This is a genomic window from Iodobacter sp. BJB302 (genome assembly GCF_002735645.1).
Lineage (GTDB): Bacteria > Pseudomonadota > Gammaproteobacteria > Burkholderiales > Chitinibacteraceae > Iodobacter.
Genome location: NZ_PDZG01000085.1, coordinates 1 through 18,272, shown reverse-complemented (window position 1 = coordinate 18,272; position 18,272 = coordinate 1). Strand labels below are relative to the sequence as shown.

Annotated in this window: 17 protein-coding genes; 8 read left to right on the top strand and 9 right to left on the bottom strand. The window is 48.4% G+C overall.

The window, feature by feature from the left end; translation table 11 throughout:
• Positions 1 to 342: 342 nt before the first annotated feature.
• A complete protein-coding gene (locus tag CSQ88_RS19630; RefSeq protein ID WP_099399771.1) occupies positions 343 to 1,143 on the top strand; it encodes a response regulator in 801 nt (266 codons plus the stop codon).
• The gene (locus CSQ88_RS19625; RefSeq protein WP_099399770.1) at positions 1,140 to 3,329 is read left to right on the top strand and encodes a hybrid sensor histidine kinase/response regulator; all 2,190 of its coding nucleotides are present in this window, start codon (positions 1,140 to 1,142) and stop codon (positions 3,327 to 3,329) included. The genes CSQ88_RS19630 and CSQ88_RS19625 overlap by 4 nt, the downstream gene beginning before the upstream one ends.
• Positions 3,330 to 3,343: 14 nt before the next feature.
• Here the strand turns inward: CSQ88_RS19625 and yfcF are convergent, their stop codons facing one another.
• Positions 3,344 to 3,979: a glutathione transferase gene (yfcF, locus tag CSQ88_RS19620; protein WP_099399769.1), complete on the bottom strand. Its 636-nt coding sequence runs from the start codon at positions 3,977 to 3,979 to the stop codon at positions 3,344 to 3,346.
• Positions 3,980 to 4,007: 28 nt separating this feature from the next.
• Positions 4,008 to 4,499 (bottom strand): GNAT family N-acetyltransferase, encoded by a 492-nt coding sequence (locus tag CSQ88_RS19615; protein WP_099399768.1) that lies wholly within the window; start codon positions 4,497 to 4,499, stop codon positions 4,008 to 4,010.
• Positions 4,500 to 4,770: 271 nt separating this feature from the next.
• Between CSQ88_RS19615 and CSQ88_RS19610 the strand changes: the two genes are divergently transcribed.
• Complete coding sequence (locus CSQ88_RS19610; RefSeq protein ID WP_099399767.1) at positions 4,771 to 5,271, top strand: hypothetical protein; 501 nt, start codon at positions 4,771 to 4,773, stop codon at positions 5,269 to 5,271.
• Between the two features lie 171 nt (positions 5,272 to 5,442).
• Here the strand turns inward: CSQ88_RS19610 and CSQ88_RS19605 are convergent, their stop codons facing one another.
• The 6 genes from CSQ88_RS19605 to CSQ88_RS19580 form a co-directional block, all read right to left on the bottom strand.
• Positions 5,443 to 5,718 (bottom strand): hypothetical protein, encoded by a 276-nt coding sequence (locus CSQ88_RS19605; RefSeq protein WP_099399766.1) that lies wholly within the window; start codon positions 5,716 to 5,718, stop codon positions 5,443 to 5,445.
• A 64-nt stretch (positions 5,719 to 5,782) separates the two neighbouring features.
• Positions 5,783 to 6,640, bottom strand: coding sequence for a type I methionyl aminopeptidase (gene map, locus CSQ88_RS19600; protein WP_257212685.1), 858 nt, complete (start codon positions 6,638 to 6,640; stop codon positions 5,783 to 5,785).
• A gap of 31 nt (positions 6,641 to 6,671) precedes the next feature.
• Positions 6,672 to 6,932, bottom strand: coding sequence for a cell division topological specificity factor MinE (gene minE, locus CSQ88_RS19595; RefSeq protein WP_099399765.1), 261 nt, complete (start codon positions 6,930 to 6,932; stop codon positions 6,672 to 6,674).
• 3 nt (positions 6,933 to 6,935) lie between these two features.
• The gene (minD, locus tag CSQ88_RS19590) at positions 6,936 to 7,745 is read right to left on the bottom strand and encodes a septum site-determining protein MinD (protein WP_099399764.1); all 810 of its coding nucleotides are present in this window, start codon (positions 7,743 to 7,745) and stop codon (positions 6,936 to 6,938) included.
• Positions 7,746 to 7,768: 23 nt separating this feature from the next.
• A complete protein-coding gene (minC, locus tag CSQ88_RS19585) occupies positions 7,769 to 8,482 on the bottom strand; it encodes a septum site-determining protein MinC (protein WP_099399763.1) in 714 nt (237 codons plus the stop codon).
• Between the two features lie 178 nt (positions 8,483 to 8,660).
• Complete coding sequence (locus tag CSQ88_RS19580; RefSeq protein ID WP_099399773.1) at positions 8,661 to 9,479, bottom strand: pyruvate, water dikinase regulatory protein; 819 nt, start codon at positions 9,477 to 9,479, stop codon at positions 8,661 to 8,663.
• Positions 9,480 to 9,794: 315 nt separating this feature from the next.
• Between CSQ88_RS19580 and ppsA the strand changes: the two genes are divergently transcribed.
• From ppsA to CSQ88_RS19555, 5 genes are all read left to right on the top strand, one after another.
• Positions 9,795 to 12,167 (top strand): phosphoenolpyruvate synthase, encoded by a 2,373-nt coding sequence (gene ppsA / locus CSQ88_RS19575; RefSeq protein WP_099399772.1) that lies wholly within the window; start codon positions 9,795 to 9,797, stop codon positions 12,165 to 12,167.
• A 140-nt stretch (positions 12,168 to 12,307) separates the two neighbouring features.
• Positions 12,308 to 13,513, top strand: a complete 1,206-nt coding sequence (locus CSQ88_RS19570) for an aspartate aminotransferase family protein (protein ID WP_099399762.1) — start codon at positions 12,308 to 12,310, stop codon at positions 13,511 to 13,513.
• A 211-nt stretch (positions 13,514 to 13,724) separates the two neighbouring features.
• Positions 13,725 to 14,969, top strand: a complete 1,245-nt coding sequence (locus tag CSQ88_RS19565) for a hypothetical protein (protein WP_143449530.1) — start codon at positions 13,725 to 13,727, stop codon at positions 14,967 to 14,969.
• Between the two features lie 10 nt (positions 14,970 to 14,979).
• Entirely contained in the window at positions 14,980 to 15,399 is a 420-nt protein-coding gene (locus tag CSQ88_RS19560; RefSeq protein ID WP_099399760.1) for a hypothetical protein, read from the top strand.
• 48 nt (positions 15,400 to 15,447) lie between these two features.
• On the top strand, positions 15,448 to 18,138 hold the full coding sequence (locus tag CSQ88_RS19555; protein WP_099399759.1) for a response regulator: 2,691 nt from the start codon (positions 15,448 to 15,450) through the stop codon (positions 18,136 to 18,138).
• Positions 18,139 to 18,182: 44 nt separating this feature from the next.
• On the opposite strand, the gene CSQ88_RS19550 is transcribed toward CSQ88_RS19555, so the two are convergent.
• The coding region (locus CSQ88_RS19550; protein ID WP_143449393.1) for an IS3 family transposase at positions 18,183 to 18,272 on the bottom strand (90 nt) is incomplete at its 5' end.

Here is an 18,272-nt window from a genome sequence, read left to right as displayed (position 1 = left end):
CAAGCATTTTGCTTAAAATGGCATCTTTACGAGCCTTGGGAATACGCGACATGATAAGTAACCAGCCCCCTGAGTAAGTTAGAATCCCTGAAAAGGGAGTATCTCAACTATCCTGACACAGGGGGCGGTTTAGCTGCTAAGTGCTTGAGTCTGAATGAGCTTTGCTATGGGGGCTTTTGGCATAGCGGACAAATGCTTTGCCGGATGGAATAAATTTTGCTTAAAAAAAGGGGTGGTTCGATTAAGTGGAAAATATATCTGTAAGCTTTCGTCAAAAAAATTTTTATGCTTACGTTGTATAGATGTTTATGATTGCGTTTTTGCCAATACCCACTGTTACTTATGCTGCCTGATCGTCCCGCTGTGTTTGGTCCTCTGTCAGATAAACCCCATATTCTGATTGTTGATGATTCGGTGGATGAATTGCGTTTTCTGCTTGATGCCTTACGCAGCCGGAATTACCGGCTTAGTGTGGCGTTTGACGGGCAGCAGGGCTATCAGCGTGCACAGGCCAGCCCCCCTGATCTGATTCTGATGGATGTCAATATGCCAAGGGTGGATGGCTATGCCAGCTGCCGCTTGCTGAAGGCCAATCCGCAATTAATGCATATTCCTGTGCTGTTTTTATCTGCTTCCAACACGGTGAATGACCGCTTGCTGGGCTTTAGCAGCGGGGCGGTTGATTTCATCTGCAAGCCATTTGCTGCAGAAGAAGTGATTGCGCGGGTAGGGGTGCATTTAGAATTGGCCCTGCGTCGCAGCAATGCGGCAGAGCCCGTGCCTGAATTGAAAACACCGGAGCAGGATGAAGTCCTGCTGGCTGCAGCTGTGCAAATCATTGGTGAGCAGCTCTACCGGCCATTAACACTGGCCGATATCGCCAGCCAGATTGGCACTTATGAGAAAAAGCTCAGCAAAATATTTAAAACGCATATGGGCATGACGGTCTTTACCTATATCCGGGAGCAAAAACTGCAAAATGCCCGGCAGCTGCTGGCTAAAACGCAGATGAGTGTGATTGATATTGCCGAGCAGCTTGGGTTTCAAAGCGCATGTAATTTTACAACGGCATTTAAAGAGCATTTCTCGCAAACGCCATCTGCATTCAGGCAAACAATAAAACTGGCCGGGGCGCATGCGTGAGATTTTTGTTTTTTTTTTTGTTTTCGGTTTTTGTCTATGCCGGCCAGGATATTAAGCCCACAGCGGCTTATTTTCCTTTGCAATATCAGCTGATTGAAGACACAGGTTTACGCACACCGGCGCAAATAGATGCGCTGCTGCCTGAGGCTCCTGTTTTGAATGGGCCTCAGCAATTGGGGTATTCCAATTCTGTATTCTGGCTGAAGCTGAATTTAAATAATGCATCTGATCAGCCGTTAATACGCTGGCTGGATATAGGCGCGCCGCGCTGGCAATCAGTGACGTTGTATCAGCATACAGAGGGGCAATGGCGATATATTGCAGATGCAGGTTTGGATACGCCTTTATCCCTGCACCCGCTTAAGGCAAGACAAGCTGTATTTGTGTTGCCTTTAGCGGCAAAACAAAGTGCAAGGTATTTAATCCGGCTGCAAAGTAAAACGTCCATGCATTTTTCGCCCGGATTATGGGATCCCCTGGCTTATAAAGACAAAGAAATAGTGAGCAGCCTTTGGGCAGGCGGGTTGCTTGGCGCATTGATGATTGTTGCGCTTTGTTGTTTTTGTTTATTTGTTTTTATGCGCGATACGGCTTTTCTTTTTCATGGACTGGCTGTTTTATTTTTTGTATTAAATGAAACCTGCATGCGGGGCTATGGCGCTTTATATCTTTGGCCGGAAAGTACTATCTGGTCGGTTCATTCTTTGTCCTTTTTCGGGCAAGTCTGTACTTTGTTTTTTTTATTGTTTGTACGGAATTTTCTGAATCTGCCCGCTTTATTGCCATGGGGAGATACCGTTCTTAAGCTGATGCTGGTCTGGAATTCACTTGCGATAATTGTGGCACAATGCCTTGATTATCAGCTGGGTACCCAACTGGGCCTAGCGCTTATTCTGATTACCGTGCCTGTTATCTTGCCAATGTGCATTCAGTTAATCCGCAAAGGTGGTTTGGCCATCCGCTATTTTGCCGGGGGTGTGCTGGTTTTAATGACGGGCAATATTTTCAGGGCCTTGGATTTGTTTGGTATTTTAGCCAGCGATCAAGTGCTGGGTGAGCACTATATGCTGATGGTGATAGTCTTTTCTATGCTTTCATTTTTAATGGCGATTATAGACCGCGTGATGCTGGCCAGGCAGGAAAAAGAAAGTGTTCAGAAAACATTAATTCATACCTTGAATATGCAGCAATCAATTCTTGAAAAAACGGTGGCAGGCAGAACCGCAGAATTAACGATTGCTGCTGATGAGGCTCAGACTGCCAATCGTTTAAAAACTAAATTATTGGCCTATATCAGTCATGATTTAAGAGCACCTCTTTCTGCCATGATTGCATCAGCAAAACTAATGCGTAAAAATGAATCCTGCTCTGTATTTGCCGTGCAGATTGAGCGAGCAGCCAAACAGCAGTTGGAATTAATTGATGAATTGCTGCGGTTTTCCCATGGCGAAATGGCTGATGAGAATTTGCAATTAAGCGTTGCCTCCCCGGAAGAATTTATTGCTGATATTTGTGATCAGGCAACGCTGCTGGCGGGGCAATATCAAAATCGGTTTCTTCTTGTGCAAAGGGGGGATGCGCCCCCCGCTGCTTTGACAGACTGGAGGCGCTTGCGGCAGGTATTACAAAATTTACTTTCAAACTCTGCAAAATTTACCCGCTATGGTGTGATTTCACTGAGTACAGAATGGCGGTGGCTAGATAGCCAGTCTGGGGTATTAAAAATTGTGGTGGATGATACGGGGCTTGGTATTAATCAGGCCGATCAGGCAAGGATCTTTTTACCATTTGAACGGATTAAATCTGCTCAAGCGCAGGAAGGGCACGGCCTGGGCCTTGCCATTGCCTCGCAAATGGTTAAAAGCATGGGCGGCGAGTTAAAAGTAGAAAGTGCTCTGGAGCGGGGCTGTCGGTTTCATTTTAGTGTGCGCATGCAATCTGCAGGTGCACTGCCTGTGCAGCAAAAGCCTGAACTGAGTGGCCTGCTGCCATTGGCCGTGGTGCAGCAACTGCGTGAATGGATTGCCTGCGGTGAAGTGACGGCTCTGGAAGAATGGGCCGATACAGCAGGGCAATCGGCAGAGCATGCCCGGCTGGCCTCGCAAATCAAAGAGGCTGTTTATCTTTTGGATTTTACAAAACTTCAGGAAATAGCGGATGGGCTGGCGGTGGAGCCCACCCCTTAGCACCCGCTTTGGGCTTAAGCCCGCTTTTGTGCAATCCATTTTTGCACACTGGGCCTTTGCCATTGTGCATTGGCATAGTTCAGCAGCTTTTCTGGCACAGAATCACCATTTTTAATCAGGCGGTTCAGCATCAGTGCCAGATCGGTATCGGCAATGCACCATTGGCCAAATAAATGGATCTGACCATCCTCAATCAGCAGGCTGGCTGCGGCAATCAGCTTATCTGCGGCGGCCTGGCCTTTGGCGCTGAGGGGCTGATCAACAGGGGCAAAAAACACCACATTAGTTGAGCGTTCGATTCGCAAATCCAGCAGATCGCTGCGCAGCCATGCCTGAATTTGCCGCGCTTTAGCGCGCTGCTGCAGATTCGCCGGATAAAGTGCCGTGTACTCAGGCGCAGGGAATAGCTCGTCCAGGTATTCGGTAATGGCAGACGATTCAGAGAGCGAGAAATCACCTTGCACCAGCGCAGGCACACGGCTGGTGATGGACTGCTGGCGATATGTATTTTGCTGCTGTTCCCCTGCATCCAGATCCAGCGTTTTTACTTCAAAAGGCAGGTCTTTTTCAAGCAGCGCAACAAACACTGACATCGCATAGGGGCTGGTGAAGAGCGAATCAGCATAAAGCGTAAAGGGAGTGATCTTCATTCTGGCTTACCTTTTGTGGGTTAGGGGCTTAAGCAGGTTTACATCGGGCCATTATATATACATCAACAAACTGACCATTTCTGAATGCATAGTTTTTGCACTGGCCTTCTTTGATAAAGCCGTGTTTTTCATAAAGGGCGAGGGCGGCGAGGTTGTCTGTGTACACAGAAAGCTCGATGCGGCTGATAGCCTGCCATTGCTCGGCGATTTCTATCGCTGCCCGCATTAAAGCATCGGCCACGCCTTGCCTGCGCGCACTGGTTTTTACCGCCATGCCAATATCGGCCACATGCTTGCGGCGTGGGTTTTGTTCGATATGCAGGCCCAGCTGACCAAGCACTTCTTCACCTGAAATGGCGACCAGGCTGATTGCGCCTGCGTGGCTCTGCCCCAGCCGGGCTTCCCATAGCTCTGCGGACGGGTACGGGCCTTGCAGCGTGGCCGAGTAATTGCCGGGCTCGGCGTAGAGCTGGCGAATCTGCTCAATATCTTTTCTTTCACTGTGCCGGATGATGTGCATGGCTGCCTCTTTAATCTCTGCTTATATGTAAGCTGAGTGTATCAAAGTGCTTTGTTTGTGGTCAGCTATTTATGGGGGCAAAACCTTTTTGTGGTTTTTTTAGGGGGTATGCATTTTTGAAAGATGGCTTTTAATGGTAATAGTTATCGTTCAGTATGTTTGAAGATGGGTGGCATAATAGAAACAGCAGGACATAAAAGCATGACGCAATGCCTCTGTGCTGAGCTGCTTACACACACACATTTGTGATTGATTCTGAGAGGGCTGTTTTTTGATTGAGTTGAAACTGAATAATCTGACCGGTGTTTGGGCTGGCATTTTGCTGCTGTTTTTTAACATTCATGCGTTTGCTGCGGGCAATAAGGTGGCGCTTGCATCCGCCCCGGCAGAGCGCGTTCTGGCGAAGCCTTTGTTTCATGCTGCCAGCGCAGCGCACAGTGCGCCGCTGGTGATTGACCGGCGTTTATTCAGGCAATTAAGTGTTGCCCCTGATGCGGATGTTTTGCCGGATGCTAGGGCAAAACGTGCTGAGAAAAAACGGGCTTTTAAAGAATCAGCCATGGCCAGTGCATTAAGGCAATATAAGAAAGAAGATAATCAGCGGCGTAAGGAGCACGCAATTGAGGCCTCGCGTAAGCAGGCTGCGGTTGCAATTGCGCTGAAGGAGAGGGGCTGCGATCCGCCAACAGCAAATCAGAGCGCATGCATTGCTGCTGTTAATCAGCTTTCTGCTTTGGGCGCACTGATGTTGCCAACCGCTCCGCTGGGGTAATGGGTGGGTTTGATTCAGAAGTGCAGCCCGCCGTGGGCGGCTATTGTGACGATGATGGAAACTGCGATACTTACACTTACTGATGACTAAATATGCCAGATCGGGAGCAAGTGATGGGCGCTCCTGTCTGGCATTGGTTTGATTTGGCGGATAAATTGCCTGGCGCAGGGGCTATTTAATCATGATTAAAAAATAGCTGACAGGCAAAACCAGCAGCCCCATGCCGGATAAAAGCATTTTTCCCGGCCACGCCGCAATCTGCCAGCGGCGCAGGCAATACACAGCCGCCAGCGGAAAAACAGCCAGCATGCCTGCCGCCCACAACCAGTTTTTATGACCCAATGCGGTCATTAAAGACACCATCAGCCCCACAAAACACAGTGCCACGCCAATAGAAAACACAATCACAAGCAGGCCAATCAGCCAGGGTGAAGTAAGAAGAAGCACGGTTTTGTTCCTGAGTTTAAGCGTGATGCGGGCAGGTATAAAAGATGTGCCTGCCCTGCATTTTTTAGATGGCGTAGCTGTCCGGACGGGCAGGCGTGCCTTCCGATTGGGTCATAATCTCATAACCGGTTTCGGTGACTAAAATGGTGTGTTCCCATTGAGCGGACAGGCTGCGGTCTTTGGTGACAATGGTCCAGCCATCGCTCATGCCTTTGATGTCGCGCTTACCCGCATTAATCATGGGCTCAATGGTAAAAATCATGCCTGCCTTCATTTCCGGGCCGGTGCCTGCTTTGCCATAGTGCAAAACTTGCGGGTCTTCGTGAAATTTTGTGCCGATGCCGTGGCCGCAGAATTCACGAACCACGGAGTAACCCGCGCCTTCGGCGTATTTCTGGATGGCCGCACCAATATCGCCAAAGCGTGCGCCGGGCTTAACCTGATCAATCCCGATCCACATGGCGTTATAAGTGACTTTGGAAAGGCGGCGTGCGGGAGCAGAAACATCGCCCACCAGATACATACGGCTGTTATCGCCGTGGTAGCCATCTTTGATCACGGTGATATCCAGATTCACGCAATCGCCGTTTTTGAGGGGTTTGTCAGCAGGAATGCCGTGGCAAACCACCTGATTAACCGAAGTGCAGATTGCTTTAGGATAGGGCGTGTAGCCGGGAGGGCAGTAGTTGAGCGGTGCAGGAATGGTGCCTTGCACATCGCGCATATATTCATGGCAAAGCCTATCGATTTCAGCTGTGGTGACGCCAACTTTTACAAATGGGGTAATGTAATCCAGTACTTCGCTGGCTAATTTGCCAGCAACGCGCATCTTGGCGATGTCGTCGGCGTTTTTAATAACAATGCTCATGATGTGGGCCTCAAAATAGCGAAGAGAGTGCTGGCAGTGCCGGCCTCTCTTCAGGGTGCTCTTTAATGATAGTAATTCTTGTGCCTTAGCGCTTATTGGCTTCTGGCAGCACAATGTTTACTTCTAATACTTCAAAGTCATCTTTGCGATCAAGCTGCACAATGATGTCTTCCGGATTGATTGCCACGTATTTGGAGATGACGGCAATCAGCTCTTTTTGCAATTGGGGCAGGTAATCTGGGGTATTTCTACCGTTTCTTTCATGCGCCAGAATAATCTGCAGGCGCTCACGTGCCACGGATGCCGTTTTTTTCTTTTCACCAAAGAAATAGCTAAGAATAGACATGCATTAACCCCCGAATAGCCGTTTCCAGAACGGTGCCTTGGGTGTTTCGATAAAACGCAATGGACGCTCTTCACCCAGGAAACGGGCGACCACATCTTTGTAAGCCTCAGAAACATCGCTGCCTGCCAAGTGAATGGCCGGGCTGCCCGAGTTAGACGCTTGCAAGACGCTTTCGGATTCTGGAATAACCCCAATTAATTTAATACGCAGCAGATGCTGTACATCATCCAGCGATAACATTTCGCCGGAATCAACGCGCTTAGGACTATAGCGGGTAATCAGCAAATGTGTTTTTACGGTGCCGCCGTCTTCGGCACGTTTGGATTTAGCATCCAAAATACCAATGATACGGTCGGAATCGCGTACGGAAGAGACTTCCGGGTTGGTGACTACAATGGCTTCTTCGGCAAAATACAGCGCCATAAACGCGCCGGTTTCGATGCCGGCCGGGCTGTCGCAAATAATATAATCAAAGCCGGTGTGTTCCAGTTCTTTCAGAACTTTCTCTACGCCTTCTTTGGATAGTTCGTCTTTATCGCGGGTTTGCGATGCAGGCAGGATGTAAAGGTTGTCACAATTTTTGTCTTTAATCAGTGCCTGATTCAGCGTGGCTTCACCTTTAATGACGTTTACAAAATCGTAAACAACACGGCGTTCGCAGCCCATGATTAAATCGAGATTGCGCAGGCCCACATCAAAATCAATGACGGCGGTTTTAAATCCGCGTAAAGCCAGGCCGGAGGCGAAGCTCGCGCTGGTAGTGGTTTTGCCCACGCCCCCCTTGCCGGATGTGATAACGATGATTTTTGCCACTGTAAATCCCCTGAATTTTTTATTTAATTAGTTTCGCTTAAAGCTTCGATCACGATTTTTTCCTGATCGAGATAAATTTGTGCCGGCTTGGTTCTGATCGAATCAGGCAGGTCTTCTTGCAATGAGCGATAAATGCCGGCAATAGAAACCAGCTCTGCTTCCATGCAGGTGGTAAAAATTCTGGCCTGATTATCGCCTTTTGCACCCGCCAGTGCACGGCCGCGCAGAGGGGCGTAGACGTGAATGTTGCCATCTGCAATAACTTCGGCCCCTGCAGATACCAGTGCCAGCACAATTAAATCGCCACCCTTGGCATAAACCTGCTGCCCTGTACGCACAGGGCGGGTGATGACAAGTGCCGGAGTAGGTGGCGGCGTTTTGTTGGCTGCAGGCAAGGGGGCAGAGAGAGAATCGTCTTGTAAAACAACCAATCCTGCGGCCGATGCGGCTAGTTTTTGATCACTGTTGCCGCCATGCACGGCAATGGGCAGCAGGCTGAATTGCTGCAAAAGCCGCACCAGCGTGCCCATTTCAAGCGCAGAAGGCAGCTCGGGCAGGCTGGTGAAATCAATAATCAGCTGCTCGCCCGCTAAAAAGTGCTCGCGCCCGCCCAGTTTTTCAAACAAAGCGGCTTCTAATTTTGCGGGGTCAAGTGTGGCCGGGACGAAAGACAGTAGTTTAATGCTGCTGCTTTTAAATTCAAAAATGCTGTCTAAATCAGTAGCAGGATTTGTCATGCGCGTAAGCCAAGTAAGCGTTTGATCGGTGAAGTGTGAGAGTTTACCGTGTAGCGCTACGTCAAGGAAGCTGTGTTATGGCGTAAGCGCAAATGAATGATATACGGGGCCGGGGCTGATGCTTCATATCCACAGTTTGCGGGGTTTTGTGCAGCGGGCAAGGCCCGCTGCCGCCGCTTTAATACGTGCGTCTTACAAGACCCGTTCTGTGCATGATGGTGGTGGCCAGCTCTTCAATCGACATTCTGGTGGTATTGAGATAGGGCACGCCCACATGGCGCATCAGCGCTTCGGCTTCGGCAATTTCAAAACGGCAGTTTTCTACTGATGAATACTTGCTGGCGGGTTTTCTTTCTTCGCGGATTTCGCCAAGGCGCTCAGGCTCAATGGTTAAGCCAAATAGTTTATTTCTGTAGGGGAGCAGTAATTTTGGCATGGTATGGTTGCCAAAATCTTCCGGGGTGAGCGGGTAGTTGGCGGCTTTAATTCCAAATTGCAGCGCCAGATAGAGGCAGGTTGGTGTTTTTCCTGATCTGGAAACGCCAACCAGAATCAAATCGGCTTCGGATAAATCTCTGGGCATCACGCCATCGTCGTGGTTGAGCGTGAAATTAACGGCGTCGATTCGGTTTTTATATTCTTCAAAATTAACAATCGCATGCGATTTACCCACGGTATGCGATGAATCCTGGCCAAGCTCGGCTTCTAAGGGGCCGATAAACATTTCAAAGAAATCGATCACCAGTGCTTCAGGAACATGGGTCAGCTTGCGGATCACCGGATCAACGACTGTGCTGAAAACCAGCGGCCTGCAGCCATCAATCACCGAATGCTTGCGGATTTCCAGCGCGACTTCCATGGCTTTGGCCGGGGTGTCCACATAGGGAAGGGTGACACGATGGAAAGTAACATCTTCAAATTGCGTAAGCAGCGAGTGGCCGAGCATTTCGGCAGTAATACCAGTTCGGTCGGAGACAAAGAAAGCCGTTCGACGCATCGTAAATCTCCAAATATTTAAGCATAAATAGCTTACCGGCTGGCTTTCGGCAGGCTGTCCATAAAAGCATGTTTTGCGATGAAAAAGCTTGATTTTGCGATGTTTCACGCACTTTTTATCCCGATAGTAAGCTTTTCGTCTAAAAATGCAAGAAAACTGTCGTAAGGCAAGTGCTTTGTACAGGCAGGGAATAATTCCGCCCGCCTGCAAGTAATGGATTTTCCTGTAATGGTTTATCCTGAGTTTTCTCCGGGCGCTCTCAGCCTAAAATGCACACAGTTTATCGCAACGCAACATTTCAATAAGGCCCGCACCATGTCCGAACGCTATGTGATCGATTTCGCTCATCTGCGCATGCACGATGTAGAACAAGTAGGCGGCAAAAACGCCTCGCTCGGTGAGATGATCTCTCAGCTTACAGAAAAAGGCGTTCGTGTACCCGGTGGTTTTGCGACCACCGCTGCAGCATACCGGCAATTTCTGGCCCACCAGGGGCTTGCGGATCGTATCGATGCGATCATGAATACCCTGGATGTGGATGATGTCCGTGCGCTTGCCACGGTAGGCAAGCAAATCCGTACCTGGATTCTGGAAACCCCTTTCCCGGAACAATTAGAAGCCGAGATTCGTGAGCATTATAAACTGCTTGGCGACGATGTAACTGTTGCGGTGCGATCTTCTGCTACCGCTGAAGATTTGCCTGATGCGTCATTTGCCGGTCAGCAGGAAACATTCTTAAATATTCGTGGCTTTGAAAATGTCTTAGTAGCGATGAAAGAAGTGTTTGCGTCGCTGTATAACGACCGTGCTATTTCCTACCGCGTACACAAAGGCTTTGATCATAAACTGGTCGCCTTGTCTGCAGGTATTCAGCGCATGGTGCGCTCGGATGTGGGCGCAGCCGGTGTGTTGTTCACTATTGATACAGAAACCGGTTTCGATCAGGTAGTGTTTGTAACGGCCTCTTATGGCCTTGGCGAAACTGTGGTGCAGGGTGCGGTTAATCCTGATGAGTTTTACGTGCATAAGCCAACGCTGCGCGCTGGCCGCCCGGCGATTGTGCGCCGCCATCTGGGCGGTAAAGCCATCAAGATGGAATTCAATCTTGAAGCGGTTGCAGGTAAATCAGTTAAAACCGTTGATGTTGACCCGGCTGAGCGCCGTAAGTTTTCGATCAGCGATGCAGAAGTAGAAGAATTGGCAGGCTACGCCCTGACCATTGAAGAACACTATGGCCGTGCCATGGATGTGGAATGGGGCCGCGATGGGATTGATGGCAAGCTCTACATCCTGCAAGCACGCCCAGAAACTGTGAAATCACAAGAAAGCAATGCCGAAAAGCTGACTAAATTCCGCATGCTGGAAAGCGGTAAGGTGCTGGCTGAAGGCCGCTCGGTAGGGCAAAAAATTGGCCAGGGCCGTGTGCGCGTGATCCGTGATGTGTCTGAAATGGACCGGGTAGAAGCGGGCGATGTGCTGGTTTCTGATATGACCGATCCTGATTGGGAGCCGGTGATGAAACGTGCTTCGGCCATTGTAACCAACCGTGGTGGCCGTACTTGTCATGCTGCAATTATTGCCCGTGAGTTGGGTATTCCTGCGGTGGTAGGTTGTGGTGATGCAACCCGCGTCTTAAAAGAAGGCGATCTGGTAACCGTATCATGTGCCGAAGGCGATACCGGCAATGTTTACGAGGGTATTCTGAAGTTTGAGCGTATGGATACTTCGCTCAGCCATATGCCTGTTTCACCCGTCAAAATCATGATGAATGTGGGTAACCCGGAGTTGGCGTTTGAATTTTGCCAGTTGCCTAACGAAGGCGTGGGCCTTGCGCGTCTGGAATTTATCATCAACCGTATGATCGGTGTGCACCCGAAAGCATTGCTGGCTTATCCGCACTTGCAGCCGGAGCTGAAAGCGCAGGTTGAAGAACGAATTGCGGGCTATCGCACGGCGGTTGATTTTTATGTGGATAAGCTGGCTGAAGGGATTTCCACCCTTGCTGCTGCTTACTCACCGAAAAAAGTCATTGTGCGTTTGTCTGACTTTAAGTCCAACGAATACGCTAATTTGATTGGTGGCACCGAATACGAGCCGCACGAAGAAAACCCGATGATTGGTTTTCGCGGTGCAGCGCGCTATGTGGATAAGAGCTTCCGTGATTGCTTCGAGCTGGAATGCCGCGCCGTGAAAAAAGTGCGCGATGTGATGGGCCTGACCAATGTGGAAGTGATGATTCCCTTTGTCCGTACCCTGAAAGAAGCCGAATGCGTGATCGAGCTTTTAGAGCGTAATGGTCTAAAACGCGGCGAAAACGGCCTTCGTGTCATCATGATGTGCGAGATTCCTGCGAATGCGGTGCTGGCGGATAAATTCCTCAACTTCTTTGATGGCTTCTCGATTGGCTCTAACGACATGACTCAGCTGACACTGGGGATTGACCGTGATTCAGGCGGCCCGGTTTCTACCTCGTTCGATGAGCGCGACGATGCGGTGAAAGCCATGTTGTCGATGGCGATTAAAGCCTGCCGCAAAGCAGATAAATACGTGGGGATTTGTGGCCAGGGCCCATCGGATCACCCTGATTTCGCGCAGTGGCTGGTAGAAGAAGGGATTGAAACCATCTCTCTGAACCCGGATACCGTAGTGGAAACATGGTTGTATTTATCAGGTGCAGCAGCAAAATAAGCTAAATAGCCCCTTTTATTAAAGGAAATGGCTTGTTTAGCATTGCAATTAATACGCTTGAGTATTGAATAAAGCATCAGCGGCGGGTTACGATACAAAATCGGACCCGCCGTTTTTATATTTAAAATTAGGAGTTAAGAATGTCCCACACCCGTGCCGATTTTGACCAGTATATGGTCCCCAATTACGCCCCTGCAGCCTTTGTACCGGTGCGAGGTGCGGGCAGCCGGGTATGGGATCAGGCTGATCGCGAGTATGTGGATTTAACCGGCGGGATTGCGGTGAATGCACTTGGGCATTGTCATCCGGCACTGGTGGCTGCGCTTGGCGAGCAGGGCAGCAAGCTCTGGCATCTTTCAAACGCCTTTACCAATGAGCCTGCGCTTGATCTGGCCCAAAAGCTGGTTAATGCTACCTTTGCTGATCGCGTGTTCTTTTGTAACTCGGGTGCAGAAGCCAATGAAGCCGCGCTGAAACTCGCCCGCCGCGCCGCAATTGAGCGTTTTGGCGATAAAAAGCACAAAGTTTTATCAGCACTGAATTCATTTCATGGCCGTACTTTCTTTACCGTGTGCGTGGGCGGCCAGCCTAAGTATTCCGACGGTTTTGGCCCAAAGCCCGCCGGTATTGAATACTTTGAATACAATAATCTGGCTGCTTTAGAAGCGCTGATCGACGACGAAACCGCCTGCGTGATTATCGAGCCGATTCAGGGCGAGGGCGGTGTTGTGCCTGCTACGCCAGAATTTATTGCTGGCGTGCGCGCCCTGTGTGATAAACACCATGCATTTCTGATTTTTGATGAAGTGCAAAGCGGCGCTGGCCGTACCGGCAGCCTTTATGCTTACCAGGAATACGGCGTGGTGCCGGATATTCTGACCAGTGCCAAGGGCATTGGTGGTGGTTTTCCACTGGGCTGCATGCTCACCACCACCGACATCGCCAAACATCTGGCTGTAGGCACGCATGGCACCACCTATGGTGGCAATCCTCTGGCTTGTGCGGTAGGCAATGCCCTGCTGGACGTGGTGAATACACCAGTCGTGCTGGAGGGCGTTAAAGCCAGGCGTGAGCTGTTTGTGGCGGGTATTGCTAAAATCAACGCGCAATATCCGGTATTTGACGAAGTACGCGGCATGGGCCTGCTGATTGGTGCAGAGCTGAAGCCTGCTTTTGCCGGTAAGGCCAAAGATTTATTAAATCTGGCGGTTAAAGAAGGCCTGATGATTTTAATGGCTGGCCCGAATGTGATCCGCTTTGCGCCTTCTTTAGTGATTACAGAGGCGGATATCAGCGAGGGAATGCAACGCTTTGAGCGTGCCGTGGCGGCTTTTGTTGCTGCGTAAAAACGTAATTAATTAAAACGCCTCATATGAGGCGTTTTTTTTGCCCGTAACTTTCATTGTTTCCTGTTGTTGAAAGTTTTTGGAAAGTTTTAATTGTTTTCTTGTTATAAAAAACATATTAAGCAGCCAGAGCTTGATGTTATGCGCTTCTTAGCTATCTTCAAGGAGGTGTCAGTATAAAGTTGGGTGAAGCAGGAGCCGGGAAAGGAAGATGTTCAGAGACTTGATTCGATACCCTTTGATGTTCTTGATGCTGCTACCCGGCTTGGGGCGGGCAGAGGAATACTCTGAGCAAGATCTGTTTTCGCTTAGTGGCTTTGCCACCTTGGGTGCGGTTTATAACAGCACCGATCAGGCTGATTTTTTACGGGATTTATCTCAAAGGGAAGGTGCAGGCTATACACGGCAGCTTGATTTTGGCGTGGATTCCTTAATAGGCCTGCAGCTGGATGCAAAAATTAACTCTGAAATATCCGCCTCGGCTCAGCTTCTCAGCCATCGGCGCTATGATAATAGCTATACTCCTGAATTAAATTGGGGATTCGTTAAATACACGCCAAATGACAGTGTGCAAGCGCGTGCCGGGCGCCTGGGTTTTGATGTGTATATGCAGGCTGATTCCAGAAATGTGGGCTATTCCTATTTACCGGTTCGCCCGCCGGTGGATTATTACGGTGGCTTGCCTATCAGCTATATGGATGGTGTGGATTTTGTTTTAAAACATCCGATAGGCGATGGTATTGCACGGCTTGAATTAGCTATGGGTTATGCCCGCGAAAAGCTTCCCGTTCAGGGCTCAGATAATTCACTGGATTTAAATGGCTCTCCGCTCTGGGGTGGCTACTTAGATTATCAATTACAAAACTGGCAATTCCGGGTGGGCTATGCCCGATTGACGCTGGAAAACGAATTACCAGATTTAGATCTTCTGCTGAATGTATTGCGCTCGCCTCAGCTTCAGTCTTTCCCTGGCCCTGCGCAATTTGCAGACGATGCCATGATTAAAGGAAAAACGGTTGAATTTATTTCAGCCGGGATGGTTTATGACAATGGCCCTTTGCAAATACAGCTGATGCTGCGCAGATTATTAGCCACCACCATTTCTTATCCGGATAACGATGCCGGATATTTAATGCTTGCTTATCGCGTCGGCCCGTTTACCTCATATGCTTCTTATTCAATCGTCAAACCTAAAGTCATTAAACACGATCTGGGCTTACCTGATATACCCGCATTTGCTCAGGTTAATGGCTTATCAAGGCTAATTCAGCCTTATCCTTTAAACGATCAGTCTACCTATTCTCTGGGTGTGCGTTACGATGTAATGCGCAATTTAGATCTTAAATTTCAAGTTGATCAGGTTGATGGCCGGGATTCATTTCAGTGGGCCAATAAACAGCCTGCTTGGGATGGACGCGCAACCATTTACAGCTTGACCTTAGATTTTATCTTCTAAGGTGATCTTGATGAGAATCCTCTTTTTCTTTATCAGCCTTTTATTTGCAAATATAGCGTGGGGTGGCGATTGGGTGGTGATTGTGCATCCGAATAGCGGCGTTACACAATTGAGCAAAGCAGAAGTTATTAATATCTTTATGGGGCGCTATCGTAAATTTCCATCCGGGCAAAGCGCAATGCCTCTGGATGTGCTGCACCCTGTATCAGGAAGAGAGCAGTTTTATCGTGGTTTATTAAATAAGGAATTAGCCGAGGTTGATTCTTATTGGGCCAGGCTTAAGTTTTCAGGGCAGGTTGCCCCGCCCCTGCCTGTAGAGAGCAGTGATGCAGTAATTCAAATGGTGGCAAGTAATATTAATTTTATAGCCTATTGCGATAAGAGTAAGGTCACCGACAAAGTAAAAGTTGTTTTTGATTTTAACCGGTGATGATAGCGATATGCATTTGTTTTTTGCAAATCTCGCAAAGCGATTGGTATGCTGAATGTATTTAGTACCAGCCTGGTTTTTCGCAGCGCAGCGATTGTGCTTTGTATCGCCTTACTGGCCGGTGCTGTTTTCTCAGGTATGACTTATGTGGTAATGGCAAAAAAAGAACGTGCCCAGCACCATATACGCATGAATGAATTACTCAGCACTGTAGAAGACACCGTAAAAATAGCCTGTTTTTTAAATGATAAAAACCTGGCCGCAGAAGTCGGGCGGGGCCTGCTTAAAAATCATTTTATCAGCCAGGTGGTTATTCAGAATGAAAGTCATATTCTGGCTCAGGTGGGCGAGGTTAAAGAAGGTTTACAATTATTAGGTGACGGGCAAATAGTACGGCAAGTCACATCGCCATTTAATTCCCAGGAAGTTGTTTGTAAAATCATGCTGGATTTAAATCCGGATGTGATTCAGCAAAGCGTGGCCGAGCGCTCCCTGCTGGTGGTTTATTTACTGCTTATGCAGGCCTTTGTCGTAGCCTGCGCAGTGGTGCTGATAGTTCTTAAGCTGATTACCCGGCCCATTAAAAATATCTCTGATCGTTTGCATCATTTATCCGCTGAATTAGGCGCAAAATTAAATATTCCTGCCGGCCATCAGCATGATGAAATTGGCCGGCTGGTTGATGACGTTAATGCATTATTAAACCGCCTTGTGATGATTTTAGATGATGAGCGCAATTTGCGAATTCAGCGGGGGATTGAAGAAAAGAAATTCAGGGCGATTTTTGAAAATGCTGAAACAGGTATATTTGTGGTAGATCGCTTTGGCCGTTTATATTCTTATAACCGGGCCTTTGCCCGTGTGCTTGGGCTGAAAGAGCCCTCTCTGGCCCATTCCCCCGTCAGAATGCTGCAGGAATATATGGGAGAAGCTTCGGCTAAATGCTGCGAGCTGATTGAATTATCTTTGAGAGAAAACAGAGGGGTCAGCGAAGATATCTTTGTGTCTTTTATTGAAGAGAAAGAAAATAAATGGCTGAGCCTTGTACTCAACCCTATTGAAGAAGATATGCTGCAGGGTTTATTAAATGATATATCCGATCGGAAAAGGGTAGAAGAATCAACCCGGCAATTGGCCACGACATTAAGAGAGGCAAAGCTGGCAGCAGACAGGGCTAATCAGACAAAAAGTGACTTTCTGGCCAATATGAGCCATGAAATCCGTACCCCCCTGAATGCTATTTTGGGATTTTCTGCTTTATTGCTGGATACCGGGCTGACCCCGCAACAAAGGGATTTCTTAGAATCAATCAATACCGGCGGCGATGCCTTATTATCACAAATTAATGATTTGCTGGATTTCTCTAAAATTGAAGCGGGTAAATTAGAGCTGGAATATATTGATTTTGATTTGCGCCGCTCTGTTGAAGAGTCGCTGGAGTTAGTTGCAGCTAAAGCGGTTGAAAAAAGACTGGAATTAGTTGGTCTGGTTGATCCTTCGGTTCCATGGCGGCTGAATGGTGATCCGGTGCGGCTGAGGCAGATTGTTTTAAATTTGCTGAATAATGCGATTAAATTCAGCTCGGCTGGCCCTGTATTAATCCGGGTCAGGGCACAGGCTGTATATCACGATCAATATCAATTGCATATAGAAGTAGAAGATCATGGTATTGGGATTGACCCGGAAATAAGAGCGATTTTATTTCAGCCTTTTTCTCAGGCCGATGCCTCCACGACGCGCCGTTTTGGCGGTACCGGGCTGGGGCTTTCTATCTGTAAGCGCCTTGCTGAAGCGATGGGCGGAAAAATAGATGTGATCAGCGAGCCCAATAAAGGCGCTACCTTCTGGTTTGAAATTATTTTAAACCGCGCCAAAGTCAATGTATTGCCGCCTTCTTTGCCATTAAGCTTAAAAGGCAAACGGGTTTTAATTGTGGATGATTTAGCGGCAAACCGGGAATTACTCTCGCTGCAATTGCAATCTATGGGTTTGGAAACCGAAGCATTTGGCTCGGCTGTGGCCGCTTTACTCAGGCTTAATGAAGGCAATGATTTTAGCGTGGCCTTTCTGGATGGCCATATGCCCTATATGGATGGCTTTTCGCTGGCTAAATCCATTAATGCAATGCCTGCCCATGCCGATATGCCGCTGGTGTTATTAAGCTCGATTGGTGGCGTGGGGCAAACGGGCATGGCTCAGGAGGCAGGATTCACCGCGTTTTTAAGTAAGCCAATTCGTACATCCCAGTTATACGGTTGTCTGGAAGTGGTTTTCAGTTTGTCTGTGGTGAAGCCACCAGAGCGTGAATTACTTACTCTGGGCGTGATTGAAGAGCAAAGGGCGGTGATTAAGCCCTATTTATTACTGGCAGAAGATAATTTATTAAATCAGAAAATTGCCGTTTTAATGCTGGAGAAAATGGGTTTTCGGGTTGATGTGGTGGGCGATGGTGTGGCTGCGGTAAAGGCCGTTGAGCAGCAAAATTATGATCTGGTGCTGATGGATTGCCAGATGCCGGAAATGGATGGCTTTGAGGCAACACGCACAATCCGCAATTTAGACAATGATAAAAAAAATATAGTTATTCTGGCCCTGACCGCAAATGCCTTTAAAGAAGATATGCGGCGTTGCCTTGATGCAGGCATGAATGGCTTTTTGTCTAAGCCCATCAGCATTGATGCGCTGCAATTAGAAATAGAAAAATGGCTGCCTGTGAAATACATCCAGGGCCATTCATAAAGCCGGTATTTGAACTGACCCCAATTAGTTGGACAGTATAAAAGCTAGGCGCTCAAGGGCTGGGTTCTGTATTGCACAGGACTCAGCCCTTTTAACTTCAGTTTGATTCGGTCGTGGTTATAGTAATGGATGTA